The organism is Cryptosporangium sp. NPDC051539, from assembly GCF_044454545.1.
In the GTDB taxonomy this organism is placed as follows: Bacteria; Actinomycetota; Actinomycetes; order Mycobacteriales; family Cryptosporangiaceae; genus Cryptosporangium.
In genome coordinates, this window is the sequence record NZ_JBITDV010000006.1 from 450,852 (window position 1) to 465,815 (window position 14,964).

The following is a 14,964-nucleotide window of genomic DNA, read 5'->3' on the forward strand; positions in this document are numbered from 1 at the left end:
TGGTCCGGTGGAGGCGTCGGTGTTCCTCAGCTACGCCCGTGCCGACCGGCCGTACGTCGAGAAGCTCGCGGGTCACCTCCGGTCGGCGTCGATCGATGCCTGGTGGGATCTCGCGCTGCCCGGCGGCGCCGCCTGGGCCGAGGAGATCGAGCGGCGGATCGGCGCCTGTGACGTCGTGCTGGTGGTGCTGACACCGGCCTCGGCGAGCTCGAAATGGGTGCGCCGCGAGCTGCACTACGCCGCGGATCAGCGCAAGCGGATCATCCCGCTGCTGCTGGCCGACTGCACCGCGCCGCTCGTACTCGCCGGAGTGCACCACGTCGACGTCCGGGGCGGGCTCCTGCCGGGCGTCTCGCTGCTCAGCCAGCTCGGCGGCGCCGCGCCCGTGAGTGACGCCGGTCAGCCCGGTGGTTCCCGGCGGAACGTGGTGTTCAGCGCGCGCCGGATTCCGGAGCGTACTGCGTCAGCGGCCGCGGTGACGCCGGTAGCCGGGACGTCGCTCGCGCACGGCGGGCCGGTACGCGCGGTCGCGTTCAGCCCGGACGGCCGCCTGCTGGCCACCGGGTGCGCCGACGGCTTGGTGCGGCTCTGGGACCCGGCGACCGGCCGCCCGGCCCACCCACCGCGGACCGGTCACACCGGCACCGTGCGCGCGGCGGTGTTCAGCCCGGACGGCACCCTGCTGGCCACCGGAGGCGACGACGGGACCGTTCGTACCTGGAATCTGAACCGCGACAGCGGAGTCCGCGACGGCGCCCGGCACCGGGTGGCACGACGGACCGACGGCAGCGGGGTGGTCGCGATCTGGTCGATGGCGTTCAGCCCCGACGGCTCGCGGATAGCGGTCGGGGACGGCCGCGGCGGGGTGACTCTCTGGCGCCCGTCCACCGGGACCGACGTCCCGCCGTCCTTCTCCGGCCACCGCTCGCTCGTGCTCTCGATGGCGTTCGGCCCCGACGGGTCGCTGCTGGCCACCACCAGCGGTGACCGGACCGTGCGGGTCTGGAACGTCCTGACGGGCGAGGAGACGTCCGGCGCGGCCTCCGGCGGGCGGTCCTCCACGACGTGGTCGGTGGCGTTCAGCCCGGACGGGTCGATCCTCGCTGCCGGGAGCAACGACGGCACGGTCCGGTTGTGGGACCAGACCACCGGCCTCGAACGTCACCGCCCACTGATCGGCCACCGCGGCGCGGTCAACGCGGTCGGGTTCGGACCCGACGGCCTGCTCGCCACCGGGGGCTGGGACGGGTCCCTGCGACTCTGGGACCCGGTCACCGGCCGATCGCTCGGCGATTCACCGGCCGGGCACACCGGGCCGATCCACTGCCTGGCGTTCAGTCCGGACGGCGCCCGGGTCGCGACCGGCGGCGACGATCAGACCGCCCGGATCTGGACGTTCACCGCGGGCGCCTGAGCCTGCAGGCGGGGGAGGCCCTCCGGGGTGCCGATCTCGGCCCGCGCCGCGGGGTCGTCGCGGTAGGTCCGTAACGCGCGGGCCAGGAACTCGGCGTCGACCAGCGTGTTGCCCAGCTTCAGCCGGTACCAGAAGTAGCCCGGCAGCGGCGGGCGTCCGTACAGGTCGACGGGGTGCGGAGCGCCGAGGCTGCGGGTTCCGGGGCGGGCCTGGAGCCAGACCAGCCCGCGCCGGGCCTCGTGGCCGGTCGGGCCGCCGGGTGCGAACGCGTCCCACGGAATCGTCCGTCCCCACGGGATCCGCGTGTTGAGGATCAGGCCGTCCGCGGTGAGGCGCAGGGCGGGCGGCCGGAACAGCGCCCACAGATGCAGGCCCAGCGCGATCGCCGCGAACACGACCAGGATCGTGCGCAACGGCGGATCGTCGTCGGACGCCGATCCCGACCACGTCGAGCCGACCGGCAGGATCATCCCGAGGACCCCGAGTTGCGAGATGAACACCCATCCGGCCAACAGCGGGCTGATCGGCGAGGCGAAGACCGGCCGCCCCCGGTACCGTCCGATCGCGAAGCCCGGCCGCGGCGGCCGGCACGCCCGCCAGAACACCGCGGTGTGGACGAGCGGAAGTCCGCCGATGACCGACAGGGTCGTCGCGAGGAAGAGGCCGAGGTTCACGTACCAGGGGTCGGCCGGGAACCAGCCGAGCCCCCCGGCCTTCGCCGTCACGACGACAGCAAACGTGATGACACCGAGTAACAACGCCAGCGCTCGGCCGCGCCGGACGAGGCGATCGAACTCTTCCGGCGCGTATCCGAGCATGAGGCGAGAATAGACACTCCAGGTTGCGGGACTACCGGCTCGGACGAATTCGTCCGAGGGCCCACCCGGCGAGCAGCAGGGCCAGCACCAGGTAGAGGCCGAGCTCCAGTGTCTGGAATGTCCAGTATCGGCTCGGCGGCTGGTAGACCGCCCGCACGTGCAGGTTCAGCTTCTCGAGGCAGGCCGGTGCGGTCTCCGGCGGGCCCGCCACGCACTCGTGGTACCGATCGAGGTCGACCACGCGACCGTCGGCGCCGAGGAGCCGGCTCGTGGACACGATCAGGGCGTCCGGCATCGACAGGCCACTGATGTCGGCGTCGCTGCCGAGGAAGCTCAGGTTCGCGACGACCCCGGCGGTCATCGGTACCTCGCGCGTCTCCGGAGTCAGGAAGTGCGGGCGCAGCGTCGTCGGTACCAGGATCTGGACGACGATCACCAGCAGGCCGGTCAGCGCCATCGCCGGGAGCGTCCGCCGGAGCAGCAGGCCCAGCGTCGTCCCGAGGGTGAACGCGAAGACCGCGTAGCCGATCGGGGCGAGGTTGCGCAGCCCGAAGATCAGCCCGGAGAACCGGTCGCCCGCCACCGCGTCGTACGGGGACGCCGCCCAGGTCAGCAGCGCGCCGGCCAGACCGGCGGTGAGCGCGGCGGCCGCACCGACGACCAGCAGCTTGATCGCCAGCCAGCGGTTCCTGGTGACGCTCTGGTTCCAGACCAGCCGGTGCGTGCCGGACTCCAGCTCGCGGGCGACCAGCGGAGCGCCCCAGAAGATGCCGAGGACCGCCGGGAGAACGAGCAGCCCGGCGTCGACGAAGTACAGCAAGTTGACCCATTTATCGCGGAATTCCGCGGCCAGGTTCCCGCAGTTCGCGGTGCAGTCCAGATACGGGTCCTGCCGGATCGTGAGGCCGATCACGATCAGTGCGGCCGCTGCCGCGGCCAGCGCGACGCCGGCCGCGATCGCCTGGGTGCGGAACTGTCGCCAGCTGAGCCAGATCATCGGGTCACCGCCGCCAGGTTCGCGAGGACGAGCTGCTCCAGCGACGTGTGCGGCCCGCCGCGCAGCAGGTCCCGGACGTCGCCCGCCACCCGGACCCGTCCGTCGGCCAGCACGATCAGGTAGTCGCAGACCCGTTCCACGTCCGACAGGAGGTGGGAGGAGAGCACGGCGCTGGCCCCCAGCTCGGCGACGGAGTCGCGCAGGTGACGGAGGAATTCGACCCGCGCGAGCGGGTCCAGCGCGGCCGCGGGCTCATCGAGGATCAGCAGCTCGGGACGCTTCGCCGCGGCCAGCGTGAGCGCGAGCTGGGCACGCTGGCCACCGGAGAGCCGGCCGGCCTTCCGGCCCGGCTCGACGCCGATCTCGGCGATCCGGCGCTCGGCGAGCGCGTTGTCCCAGCGGGGGTTGAGGTGCGCGCCGAGGCGCAGGTGATCGGCGACCGAGAGGCTCGCGTAGACCGGCGCGTCCTGGGCGACGAAGCCGACCATCGCGAGGTGGGCGGCACCGGCCGCCGGAGGCGCGCCGAGCACGCGCAGGGAGCCGCTCGTCGGGGCCAGCAGACCGCACACGAGTTGGAGGAGCGTCGACTTGCCTGCGCCGTTCGGGCCGACGAGCCCGACGATGCGACCGCGGGGGACCGACAGCGTGCAGTCGGAGAGCGCGGCCCGGCGTCCGTAGCGTTTGCCGAGGCCGTCGGCGGAGAGGACGGGAGTGGGTTCCATGGTTTCGAGCCTCGGGCCGGGCGCCTCCGGGCCGCGCCGGTCGGAAGACGGGTTCGGCCAGTACTTCTGACCGGTTCGGGACGGCGTGCGGATTTCGTAGCCTGCTCGGGTGTGGACGCGACTTCTGTTCGGCGCGGTGTGCGGCGCCGGTGTGGTGCTCACCGCGGTGGCGATCCGGGTGAGCTGGGGCGGGGCCTACTGGGTGCCGGGGGCGGTGAGCGGCGTGCTGGTGACCGCCTGCGCACTGGCGCGGCATCGCCGGCTGGTGCCCGCGTCGGTGGCGGCCCTGGTCGTGGCGGGCGCGGCGACCGGTGCCGGAGCGGTGTTCGGGTGGCCCGACGAACCGAGCCCGGTGGCGGCCCTCGCCCTGGCCGTGTTGATCGCGACGTCCGTGCGCGGGAGCGGAGGCGGTGGCGGGCAGGCCGGAGCCGGCCGGTTCGTCGGCGTCCCGGTGGCGGCCGGGGGGATCGCGGTGGCGGTGGCGAGCATGGCGGTCAGTGGGCTGGCGCCGGTGCCGGTGGGGAACGCGGTGCTGGCCGTCGCGGCCGTCGCGGCCGGGCTGGGGGCCCGGGTGGTGGACGAACGGCGGCGGGCGGCCCGTGACCTGGTGCGGCGGGAGGAACGGCTGGAACTGGCCCGCGAGCTGCACGACGTCGTCGCGCACCACGTGACCGGGATCGTGGTGCAGGCGCAGGCGGCCCGGCTGGCGGCCCGCCGCGACACCGCGCTGGCACCGCTCGGTGCGCCGCTGGCCGGAATCGAATCGGCCGGGACCGAGGCGCTCGCGGCCATGCGGCGGGTGGTGGGGGTGCTGCGCGACACCGGCGACGCCGCACCCCGGACCGCCGAGGAACTACCCGCGCTCCTCGACCGCTTCGCCGGGCGCGGCGGCCCGGTGCTGCACCGGGACGTGACGCTCGGCGAGTGGCCGCCGGAGGTCACGAGCACCGTGTACCGGGTGGTCCAGGAGGCGCTCACGAACGTGTCGCGGCACGCGCCGTCCGCCGGGTCGGTGTCGGTGATCGTCGCCGAGGCCCGGGACGGACTCACGGTCGAGGTCACCGACGACGCGCCCCCGCCCGGGCGGGCCGGCCGCTCCGGCTACGGCCTGATCGGCATGCGCGAACGGGTGGAGTCCCTGGGCGGGACGCTGCGGGCCGGCCCGCGCGACGGCCGCGGCTGGTCCGTCCGCGCCGAGCTGCCCCGATGACGATCCGGGTACTGATCGCCGACGACCAGGCGATGGTGCGCAGCGGGCTGCGGATGATCCTGGAGGACCAGGACGATCTCGAGGTGGTCGCCGAGGCCGCCGACGGGGCCGAGGCGGTCGCGCTGGCCCGGCAGCACCGGCCGGACGTCTGCCTGGTCGACATCCGGATGCCCCGGCTCGACGGTCTCGAGGTCACCCGGGTGCTGGCCGGGCCGCACGTGCCCGACCCCCTCCGGGTCGTCGTCGTCACGACGTTCGACACCGACGAGTACGTCTACGGCGCGCTCCGTTCGGGCGCGGTCGGCTTCCTGCTCAAGGACGCCGGCCCGGCGCTGCTGGTCGAGGCGGTGCGGGCCGCGGACGCCGGTGACGCGCTGGTGTCCCCGAGCGTGACGGTCCGGCTGCTCCGGGCGTTCCGCGCGCCGTCAAAAATAACAAGCCCAGACCGGCCTCTCACCGACCGCGAACTCGACGTCGTCCGAGCCGTCGCCCGCGGCCGCACCAACCGCGAGATCGCCGCCGATCTGTTCATCTCGCTCAGCACGGTCAAAGGACACGTCTCCGGTATCCAGACCAAGCTCGATGTCCGCAACCGCGTCCAGATCGCCGCCTGGGCCTGGGAGAACCAGGTGGTCAGCTAGGGGAAGTGCCCACGGCGAAGCCGAACAGGTCGTGCACACCCTCGTCGGTGCCGATCGCCGGGCGGAGGCGCGGGTTGCTCCGATAGGTGCGCACGCTGCGGGCCAGGAACTCCGGATCGACGAGGACCGCACCCAGGCGCAGCCGGTACCAGGCCTGGCCGGGCGCCGGCGGCCGCCCGCGGACGTCGGTCGGCCACGAGCGGCCCAGCCCCTGGCTGCCGGCGCGGGCCTGCAGCCAGAGCGCATCCGGCCGGGTCTCCGGCCCGGCCGGCCCGCCCGGCGCGAACGCGTCCCAGGGAACGAGCCGGGTCCGGAGCCCGGTCACGACCACGCCGTCGGTGGTGAGCCGCAGCGGGGGAGGGGAGAGCGACACCACGAGCGCGGACGCCACCAGGAGCACGGCCAGCACGATCTGGACGACCGCGTCCGCGACCGGCGTCGCCCCGATCGGGACCACCGCTCCGGCGACCTCGAAGAGCACGACGACCAGCGGCCCGGCGATCCTCGGCGTCAGCGGTGCGGCGAACGCCGGCTGCTCGTCGTAGCGTCCGAGCGCGAAGCCGGGGCGGGGGCGGCGGCACGCCCGCCGGAACACTGCCGAGTGCACGGCGGGCAGCGCCAGCAGCGGCGCCACGAACACCACCAGGAACAGCGCGGTGTCGAGGACCGCGGACTGCTCGCCCCGCGGCCAGTCGTCGAACACGAACGGCACGAGTACGGCGTAGCCGAACCCGGCGAGGCCCAGGGCCACGGCGAGTACGCGGCTGCGCCGGACGAGCCGGGCCAGCACCTCCGGCGCCACGTCGGTCATGGCACGAACGGTAATTCCGGGCCGCAACCGGAGCACGGGATCCCCGCTGGTCGTGCCGCCGTTCCGGCTACGGTGTCAGCCAGTCGTCCCGGGAGGTCTTGGTGTCTGTTCTGTCCGATTTGGTGGCTGCACTGGGTTCGGCCGACGTCGAGGTGGTCGACCTGACCGCCCCGCTCAGCCCGTCGACGCCGGTCCTGCAGTTGCCGCCGCCGTTCGCCAACACGATCCCGCTCAGCCTGGAGACGGTGAGCGCGTTCGACGACGCCGGTCCGGCCTGGAAGTGGAACAACATCCACACCGGTGAGCACACCGGTACCCACCTGGACGCGCCCGCGCATTGGATCTCGGCGCGCGACGGCGAGACCGTCGACGTCATCCCGCCGTCGAAGCTGATCGGACCGGTCGTCGTCGTCGACGTCCGGGCGGGGGTGGCCGCCGACCCCGATTTCCTGCTCGAGCCCGAGCACCTGCTGGCCTGGGAGGCCGACCACGGCCGCATCCCGGACGGCGCCTGGCTGCTGCTGGCGACCGGCTGGAGCGTCCGGCAGGAGGACGCGGCCGCGTTCCTCAACGCCGACGAGAACGGTCCGCACACCCCGGGGCCGTCGGCGAAGGCCGCCCAGTGGCTGGCGTCCGAGCGGACGATCGCCGGGTTCGGCGTCGAGACCGTCGGCATCGACGCCGGCGCCGCCGGGGGCTTCGAACCGCCGTTCCCGGCGCACTACTTCTTGCTCGAGGCCGGTACGTACGGCCTGACCCAGCTGCGCAACCTGGAGCGGCTGCCCGCGACCGGTGCGGTGCTGGTCGTCAGCCCGTTGCCGATCGTCGGGGGGACCGGCAGCCCGAGCCGGGTGTTCGCGCTGGTCGAGCGGTGACGACCGTGGCCGGGGTCGTCGGCACCCTGGTCGGGCGCCTCGGCGCGCGCTACGCCTTCGGCGTCGTCGGCAGCGGCAACTTCCACGTCACGAACGCGCTGCGGGCGGCCGGGGTCGAGTTCGTCGCGACCCGCCACGAGGGTGGCGCGACCACGATGGCGGACGCCTACGCGCGCACCAGCGGCGGCGTCGGAGTGGTGTCGCTGCACCAGGGTTGCGGGCTGACGAACGCGATGACCGGCCTCACCGAGGCCGCGAAGTCGCGCACGCCGCTGCTCGTGCTCACCGCCGACACCGCGGCCTCGTCGGTGCGGTCGAACTTCCGCATCGACCAGGACGCGCTGGTGGCGAGCGTCGGCGCCGTGCCGGACCGCGTGTACGGCGCCTCGACCGTCGTCGACGACGTCCGGAGGGCCTGGCGCACGGCCCGCGACGGCCGGCGGGCCGTCGTCCTGAACCTGCCGTTGGACGTGCAGGCGCAGGAGGCGGCACCCGGCGACGTGGTGATCCCGGCACCGCCGGAGCCGGTGCGGCCCGGGGTTGCCGCCGTGGACGCGCTGGCCGCGGCGCTCGCCGCCGCGGAACGGCCGGTGTTCCTCGGCGGGCGCGGAGCCCGGGGCCACGGGCCGGTGCTGCGGGAGCTCGCCGGGCGGACGGGTGCGCTCGTCGCGACCTCCGCGGTGGCGAAGGGTCTGTTCGCGGGTGATCCGTTCGACCTGGGGATTTCCGGCGGGTTCTCGGCCCCGGTCACCGCGGACCTGATCCGGGGTGCTGACCTGCTGGTCGGCTGGGGTTGCTCGCTGACCATGTGGACGATGCGCCACGGCCGCCTCATCGGCGACGGCACGCGTCTGGTGCAGGTCGATTCCGAGTCGGACGCGCTGGGAGCGAACCGCCCGATCGACCTCGGCGTGCACGGCGACGTCGGGGCGACGGCGCGGGACGTGCTCCCGCTCGTGGAGTCGCAGCCGGGTTACCGCACCGCCGAGGTGGCGGCGCGGCTGGCCGGCGGGCCGGGCTGGGGACCGTTCGATCTGTCGACGGCCGACCGGATCGACCCGCGGGAGCTGTCGGTCGCACTGGACGGGCTGCTGCCGGCCGAGCGCACCGTCGCGGTGGACTCGGGCAACTTCATGGGCTACCCGGCGGCGTTCCTCTCGGTCCCGGACGAGGCCGGGTTCTGCTTCACGCAGGCGTTCCAGTCGATCGGGCTGGGGCTGGCGACCGCGGTGGGTGCGGCGCTGGCCCGGCCGGACCGGCTGACCGTGCTCGGGACCGGCGACGGCGGGCTGCTGATGTCGGCCGTGGAACTCGACACCGTGGCCCGGCTGGGGCTGCCGCTGCTGATCGTGGTCTACGACGACGCCGCGTACGGGGCCGAGATCCACCACTTCGGACCGTCGGCGGACCTGGCCACGGTGACGTTCCCGGACACCGACATCGCGGCGATCGCCCGCGGGTACGGCCTGCAGGGCGCGACCGTGCGCACGCGCGCCGACCTCGCGGTCCTGGACACCTGGGACCGGAGGTCGGCGCTGCTGCTGGACGCGAAGGTCGCGAACGACGGCGGTTCGTGGTGGCTCGCGGAGGCGTTCCGCGGGCACTAACGGAAGTCGGCTCCGGGGCGGATCGCCAGCAGGGTGCGGGCGGCGCGTTTCTCGGAGAGCGGGAACTTCTCCATGACGGAGAGTGCGATCGTCCGGTCCCGGCCGAACGACGTGGTCAGGACCCAGCGGCCCGGGTAGCCCTCCCCGTAGCGGCGCACTTCGTGGCCGTCGACCTGGAACGAGGTGAATGTCTTCGGGTTCGCCCCGAGGCCCGTGACGGCGTACTGGTCGGCGCCGACCAGCACGGCGATCGGCGCGCTGGTGAGGTCCCACTGCGTCGCGCCGTAAGGCCGGTTGACGGGCGCGGGCGCACTCACGGCGTAGACGAGCAGCGCCGAGGCGGTGCCGGCGACCTCGTGGTCCGGGGCGAGGGCGCCGATCGTCAGGTTCGCCGGGAGGGCCGGGAAGCGGAGCAGGTCGGTCACCGGCGACGGGCGGTCGGCCAGGCCGGTCGCGATCACTTGCAGGTCGTCCATGGTGATCTTCGGATCGAGGGTCTCGTGGTCGCGGTCGTAGGCCTCGATCCGGACCCACTGCCGAGGCTTGCGCTGATACGTGACCTCGAAGTAGGCGCCGAGGTAGGACTGGTGGGATGCGTCCGGCCAGCCCGGGTGGTAGGGGACCGTCGCGAGCGAGGCCTTCGTACCGGCGATCTCGATCGTGGAGAAATTCGCGTACTTCTGCCACGCGCCGTCCCGCGCCGTGAGCTCTTCGGTACTGACCTGGACCTCGATCGTGGCAGGGGGGCTGGGCCGGGTCGCGGTGAGCGTCCAGCTGAAGGGCGAGTCGAGCGTGACGGTCGGCGGGCCGAATCCGTCCGGGAGACGGCCGAGGCTGATCGGCGAGGCCGGCGCCGTGAGCCCGGTCACCGGGGTGGCGCTCGCGGTGACGGGCGAGGGCGGACGATCGGCCGGGACCAGGTGGTCGTCGGGGCCATGGACGCTCCAGGTGGCGGTGCCCGCGGCGAGCAGCGCGACCGCCAGTGCGGAGCCGGTCACGACCCGGCGGCGGGTGCGGCGGCGGCGAATCGTGCGCCGGACGCCGCTCAGGAGGTCGTACCTCTCCGGTACGGCGTCGGCGCGTTCGGTCAGCATCAGGCGGACGCTGTTCTCGATCTCGTTCATCGGGCCTCCCCTCGGACCAGCTGGGCCGACGTGCGGAGTGCGGCCAGGCCGCGGCTGGCGTGGCTGCGGACGGTGGCGACCGAACAGCCGACCAGACGCGCGATCTCGGTGTCGTCGAGATCCTCGTAGAAGCGCAGGACGAGGACGGCGCGCTGCTGGCGCGGGAGCGTGGAGAGCGCGTGCCAGAGCTCGGTGCGGTCGGCGTGCTGTTCGGCGTGGTCGACGGTCGGGCGCTCGGGCGCGGACGCGATCGGCGTCTCGCCGGAGGACCGCCGGCGTCGCCAGGACAGGTACTGGTGCAGGATCGCTTTCTGTACGTAGGCCGTCGGGCGCCCGGCGTCGTCGAGGTGTGACCAGCGCCGGTGCACCTTGGCCAGCGCTTCTTGCAGCATGTCTTCGGCGAGGTGGTAATCGCCGGTGAGTAGGTAGGCGAAGCGCAACAGCGCCGTGCCGCGGGCCGCGACGTAATCGTCGAAGCTCGCCGTGGTCGGTGTGGTCGGCACCCGTGGTCCTCTCGTCCGCCGTCGAAATGTAGACGCGGCGAGAGACGCTCGGTGTGGAGGTGCTCAGCGAACCAAGTCGTAGATCGTGATGTCGTTGTTGGCGGACGCGGCCAGGCGCTTGCCGTCGGGGCTGAACGCGAGCGCGAAGCGGGAGCCGTACTGCACGAAGCTGGGCAGCGTGCGGTCGGCGCCGGTGGCGACGTCCCAGAGGTGGATTCCGTCGAGCGCGGCGGCGGCGAGGACCTTGCCGTCCGGGCTGAACGTGACCGTGTTCACGTCGGGCAGGCCGGCGCGGATCAGGCCGCGGGTCCCGGCGTCGCGGAGCTGGACCTGCTTCTCGTCGGTGGCGGCGAACAGTTTGCCGTCGGGGCTGAACGCGACCGAGCGGACCGAGTCGCCGAATCCTCCGACCGGTGCGCCGACGCGCTTGCCGGAGACCGCGTCCCAGATCTGGACGGTGCGGCCGCCGTCGCCGGTGACCAGACGGCCGTCGCTGCCGAACGAGAGCGAGTAGACCGGCTTGCCGGGGGAGACGCTGAGCTGCCGGATCGGGTCGGCCGGACGGTTGGCGTTGACGAGCCGGACGTTGCCGCTCCCGGCGGCGGCCGCGAGCATCGAGCCGTCCGGGCTGAACGCGAGGTCGTAGACGCCGTAGGTGTCGGGGCCGGGTGAGGATTCGACCGGGCCTTCGGTCTGGGTGTCCCAGAACTGCTCGCCGGAGTCGCGCCCCTCGGTGACGAAGCGGGAGCCGTCGACCGTGAACGTGACGGCCTGGAGGTACTTGCTGCCGCCGGGGACGATCGGCGCGCCGATCGGGGCGCCGGACTCCGCGTCCCAGAGGCGGGCGGTGCCGTCGTGGCCGACCGAGGCCAGGCGCTTGCCGTCGGGGCTGAACGCGAGGTCGAAGACGACGTCGGCGTGGCCGGGGAGCGTGAGCAGGGTCTTGGCGTCGGTGGCGGGAGTGAGGGGCTGGCGGGGCGGCAGGGTGATCGTGGGGGTGGGAGAGGCGGACTCGGTCGCGGCGGCGGCCGTCCACTTGCCGGTGCCGTCGTCCTCGGGCCAGGCGAGCCAGACCAGATAGCCGACGCCGGCGAGGAGCACGACGGTGGCGGCCGAGAGCGCGGCGACGAGCCGGCCCCGGTTGCCCCGTGGCTGGCCCGGGGCGGGGCGCTGAGGGAGGTAGGGCGCGCCCGGACCGGCCGAGCCGGAACCGAAGGGGACGGGACCGACCGGGACGGGGCGGGGTGGGACGGGGCGGTAGCCCGGGGGTGGAACCGGCCGCACTGCTGGCATCGATGACGGCATCGACGGCGGCACCGGCGGCTGCGTCGGTGGTGGGGGCGCGGCCGGCGGGGGGACCACGGGGTAGGAGCCGGTGGCGTGACCGCGGGGTGGGACGTAGAGGCCGTACTCGCCAACGGACGAGATCGGCCGGCTCGCCCCCGGCGGTGTTCCCTCGCCGACCGGCGCGGGGCTGCCCGGGGCGGGCGTGCTCGGCGCGGGGCTGCTCGGCGCGGGCGTGTTCGGGGCGGGTCGGGTGGCAGCGCGGAGGAGGGTGGCGCTCACCCGGAGCGGGGCGTCGGACCGCTCCAGCCAATCCGGGCCGAAATCCGCGGTCGCCGCGCGGGCCAGCGCGACCGCGAACTCGTGCGCCGTCGGGTACCGGTCGTCCGGGGATTTCGCCAGCGTCCGCAGCACGACCCCCGCCACCTCCGGCGCCACCCCGTCCAGCGGCTCCGGCCGCACGTCCAGCTGGTGGTGGATCAGCGCAGGCGTCGACAGGTGCTCCGGAAACGGCGTCCGGCCCGCCAGCAGCCGGTACAGCGTGGTGCCGGTGGCGTACAGGTCGGTCGCCGGCACCGGCCGCTGCCCCGTGATCTGCTCCGGCGCCATGTACTGCGGCGTCCCCACCAGCCCGGACGTCGCCGACGCGGTCTCCTGGAACACCTTCGCGACCCCGAAGTCGCTCACCTTCAACAGCCCGTCGCCGGTGAACAGGATGTTGCTCGGCTTCACGTCCCGATGGATCACGCCCCGCTCGTGCACGGCGGTCAACGCGTCCGCGATCGCCAGCGCCCACGCGCACGCCCGCTCGGGCGCCGGATGCTCGCCGAGGCGGTCGGCCAGACTCCCGCCGGCCAGGTACTCCATCACGACGAGCTGCACCGACTCGTGCTCGGCGAACTCCAGCACCCGGACCAGATGCGGATGGTCCAGCTCGGTCATGATCTGGGCCTCGGCGAGGAACCGCCGGGCGACGTCCCCGGACGGGTCGTCGGTCAGCACGATCGCCTTCACCGCGCGCTGCGCGTTCAGCCGCCGATGCCGCGCCGAGTAGACCACGCCGTGCGCGCCCTGCCCGATCTGTTCCCCGATGTCGTAGCCGGGCAACGCGTCCGCGATCTGCGAGCGATCGATCATCACCAGCACGCACGTCCTTAGTAGAGACGCTCCACGACGCACGTCACTGTTTCAGGGCGCAGCACGATTCGTCACCCCTGAAGGGCAAGTCCCTCCACCGGTCCGGACAGCGCCGCCTTGTAGACGCGGCTCACCTCGTCGGCCAGCACCTCGGTCTCGCCCCGCTCGACCGCGGCGATCGTGTCCCTGGCGACGTCCAGCGGGTCGTTCTTGGGAACGTCGAGCGCGCGGGTCATGTCGGTGTCGGTGTACCCGAGGTGGACGCCGACCACCTGCGTGTTCTGCCTGGCCAGCTCCAGGCGCAGCGTGTTCGTCACGGACCAGAGCGCCGCCTTCGAGCCGCCGTACACGCCCGCGCCGGCGACCCACGACAGCACCGAGGCGACGTTCACCAGTGCCCCGCCGCCGTTCCGGGCCAGGATCGGCGCGACGGCCTGGGAGACCGCGACGACCCCGAACACGTTGGTCGCGAACACTTCTTCGAGATCGTTACGGGAGGCGCCGAGCAGCGGGCCCCGGACAGTCGTCCCGGCGTTGTTGATCACCAGGGTGACGTCGCCGACCTGTGCGGCCACCGCGGCTACCGAGGCCGGATCGGTCACGTCGAGGGGGAGCGGAACGATCCGCGGGTCCTCCGACTCGACCGGTTTGCGAGCGGTCGCGTAGACCTTCGCCGCTCCGGCCGCCAGCAATTCCTCGACGAAGGCCTTGCCCAGCCCGCGTTGCCCACCGGTCACCAGCGCCACGGCGCCCTTGATTGTCGTCATGACGTAAGCGTATGCACTTTGCTTCTGTCGACACCAGAGTGAGTTGGATCATCCAACTTACCGGAATAAACCTGGCCGCCCCCGGGCGCTCGTCCGGAGCGGTTCTGCGGGCCTCGGGTGGCCGTCAGCGGACGAACCCCTGGATCAGCGCGGCCAGCTCCTGCGGCCGGTCGCTCTGTACGGCGTGACCCGCTCCGTCGACGGTCTCCACCCGCATCGACGGCAACCGCCGCCGGGCCTCGGCCAGGTCGGGCCCGGACACGAACTCAGACTCCGCCCCCGTCACCAGCAGCACCCGCATCGTCAGCGAGGCCAGGTCTTCCCAGAGCAGCCCGACCGAGTCCGTGATGCCCGTGCGGGGCTGGTCGTAGCGCCAGGTCCAGCGTCCGTCGGGCAGCTGTCTGGTGTTGTGGACGACGCCCCGCCGCACGGCCGTGGCCGGGCGACGAGGGGAGGCGGCCACGGCGGCCGCCACCATGGCGTCCCGATCGGAGAACGTGCGGGGACCGTGGGTCAGGGCCACCGCTCCCTGCTGCCGGTCGTCCATCCGGGCCGCGACCTCGGGCGAGCCCGGGGTGACGTCGACCAGGACCGCACGCCGGACCAGGTCGGGCCGGGTCGCCGCGAGGCGGATCGTGGTCAGCCCGCCGAGAGACATCCCGACCACCGCGGCCGCGTCCGGTGCGAGCCGCTCGACGACCGTCGCGACCGCCTGCGCGTTGCGCACCGGGCCGTAGTCGTGATCGTCGCGCCAGTACGAGTGGCCGTGGCCGGGCAGGTCGACCGCGATGGCCGGGCGGTCGAGGCAGAGCGCGACCAGGTCCCAGGTGCGGGCGTTCTGGCCACCGCCGTGCAGGAACACCAGTTCCGGCGGGCCGGTGCCCCAGGTGACGACGCTCGTCATCCAGCCGGGTGACACTTCGACCGGACGGCGACGTATCGGGGGTATTCGATCGTGCGGGAGACCGAGTTCGTCGGCGACCTCGGTCAGAGACGCGAATTCGTCCACCCGTCGAGGATATTCACCCGGAGCACCGTCGGCGGGGGCTCCGGT

14 protein-coding genes are annotated in these 14,964 nt (G+C 73.4%); 5 read left to right on the forward strand and 9 right to left on the reverse strand.

The window, feature by feature from the left end:
• Positions 1 to 7: 7 nt before the first annotated feature.
• Complete coding sequence (locus tag ACIBZJ_RS21215) at positions 8 to 1,414, forward strand: toll/interleukin-1 receptor domain-containing protein (protein WP_395932041.1); 1,407 nt, start codon at positions 8 to 10, stop codon at positions 1,412 to 1,414.
• Here the strand turns inward: ACIBZJ_RS21215 and ACIBZJ_RS21220 are convergent.
• Genes ACIBZJ_RS21220 through ACIBZJ_RS21230 form a run of 3 tightly spaced genes read right to left on the reverse strand, consistent with a single transcriptional unit; the run spans position 1,375 to position 3,951 of the window.
• Complete coding sequence (locus ACIBZJ_RS21220) at positions 1,375 to 2,232, reverse strand: hypothetical protein (protein WP_395932043.1); 858 nt, start codon at positions 2,230 to 2,232, stop codon at positions 1,375 to 1,377. The two genes, ACIBZJ_RS21215 and ACIBZJ_RS21220, sit on opposite strands and share 40 nt — an antisense overlap.
• A gap of 31 nt (positions 2,233 to 2,263) precedes the next feature.
• Positions 2,264 to 3,229: an ABC transporter permease subunit gene (locus ACIBZJ_RS21225; protein ID WP_395932045.1), complete on the reverse strand. Its 966-nt coding sequence runs from the start codon at positions 3,227 to 3,229 to the stop codon at positions 2,264 to 2,266.
• Entirely contained in the window at positions 3,226 to 3,951 is a 726-nt protein-coding gene (locus ACIBZJ_RS21230) for an ABC transporter ATP-binding protein (RefSeq protein WP_395932047.1), read from the reverse strand. The genes ACIBZJ_RS21225 and ACIBZJ_RS21230 overlap by 4 nt, the downstream gene beginning before the upstream one ends.
• Positions 3,952 to 4,060: 109 nt before the next feature.
• Between ACIBZJ_RS21230 and ACIBZJ_RS21235 the strand changes: the two genes are divergently transcribed.
• Positions 4,061 to 5,161: a sensor histidine kinase gene (locus ACIBZJ_RS21235; RefSeq protein WP_395932049.1), complete on the forward strand. Its 1,101-nt coding sequence runs from the start codon at positions 4,061 to 4,063 to the stop codon at positions 5,159 to 5,161.
• Positions 5,158 to 5,802 carry a response regulator gene (locus ACIBZJ_RS21240; protein ID WP_395932051.1) on the forward strand — a complete coding sequence of 215 codons (645 nt, stop codon included), beginning with the start codon at positions 5,158 to 5,160 and terminating at the stop codon, positions 5,800 to 5,802. Before ACIBZJ_RS21235 ends, ACIBZJ_RS21240 begins: the two co-directional genes overlap by 4 nt.
• On the opposite strand, the gene ACIBZJ_RS21245 is transcribed toward ACIBZJ_RS21240, so the two are convergent.
• On the reverse strand, positions 5,795 to 6,613 hold the full coding sequence (locus ACIBZJ_RS21245) for a hypothetical protein (protein WP_395932053.1): 819 nt from the start codon (positions 6,611 to 6,613) through the stop codon (positions 5,795 to 5,797). The genes ACIBZJ_RS21240 and ACIBZJ_RS21245 overlap by 8 nt on opposite strands.
• 101 nt (positions 6,614 to 6,714) lie before the next feature.
• Between ACIBZJ_RS21245 and ACIBZJ_RS21250 the strand changes: the two genes are divergently transcribed.
• Both ACIBZJ_RS21250 and ACIBZJ_RS21255 read left to right on the forward strand, forming a co-directional pair.
• The gene (locus ACIBZJ_RS21250; RefSeq protein WP_395932055.1) at positions 6,715 to 7,488 is read left to right on the forward strand and encodes a cyclase family protein; all 774 of its coding nucleotides are present in this window, start codon (positions 6,715 to 6,717) and stop codon (positions 7,486 to 7,488) included.
• Complete coding sequence (locus ACIBZJ_RS21255; protein ID WP_395932057.1) at positions 7,485 to 9,095, forward strand: thiamine pyrophosphate-binding protein; 1,611 nt, start codon at positions 7,485 to 7,487, stop codon at positions 9,093 to 9,095. Before ACIBZJ_RS21250 ends, ACIBZJ_RS21255 begins: the two co-directional genes overlap by 4 nt.
• Here ACIBZJ_RS21255 and ACIBZJ_RS21260 read toward each other — a convergent pair.
• The 5 genes from ACIBZJ_RS21260 to ACIBZJ_RS21280 form a co-directional block, all read right to left on the reverse strand.
• Entirely contained in the window at positions 9,092 to 10,219 is a 1,128-nt protein-coding gene (locus ACIBZJ_RS21260) for a hypothetical protein (RefSeq protein ID WP_395932059.1), read from the reverse strand. The genes ACIBZJ_RS21255 and ACIBZJ_RS21260 overlap by 4 nt on opposite strands.
• The gene (locus tag ACIBZJ_RS21265; RefSeq protein ID WP_395932061.1) at positions 10,216 to 10,722 is read right to left on the reverse strand and encodes a SigE family RNA polymerase sigma factor; all 507 of its coding nucleotides are present in this window, start codon (positions 10,720 to 10,722) and stop codon (positions 10,216 to 10,218) included. The genes ACIBZJ_RS21260 and ACIBZJ_RS21265 overlap by 4 nt, the downstream gene beginning before the upstream one ends.
• Before the next feature lie 63 nt (positions 10,723 to 10,785).
• Complete coding sequence (locus ACIBZJ_RS21270) at positions 10,786 to 13,143, reverse strand: WD40 repeat domain-containing serine/threonine protein kinase (RefSeq protein WP_395932306.1); 2,358 nt, start codon at positions 13,141 to 13,143, stop codon at positions 10,786 to 10,788.
• A gap of 71 nt (positions 13,144 to 13,214) precedes the next feature.
• A complete protein-coding gene (locus ACIBZJ_RS21275; RefSeq protein WP_395932063.1) occupies positions 13,215 to 13,910 on the reverse strand; it encodes an SDR family oxidoreductase in 696 nt (231 codons plus the stop codon).
• A gap of 124 nt (positions 13,911 to 14,034) precedes the next feature.
• Positions 14,035 to 14,919 (reverse strand): alpha/beta fold hydrolase, encoded by an 885-nt coding sequence (locus ACIBZJ_RS21280; protein ID WP_395932065.1) that lies wholly within the window; start codon positions 14,917 to 14,919, stop codon positions 14,035 to 14,037.
• Between the last annotated feature and the right edge of the window lie 45 nt (positions 14,920 to 14,964).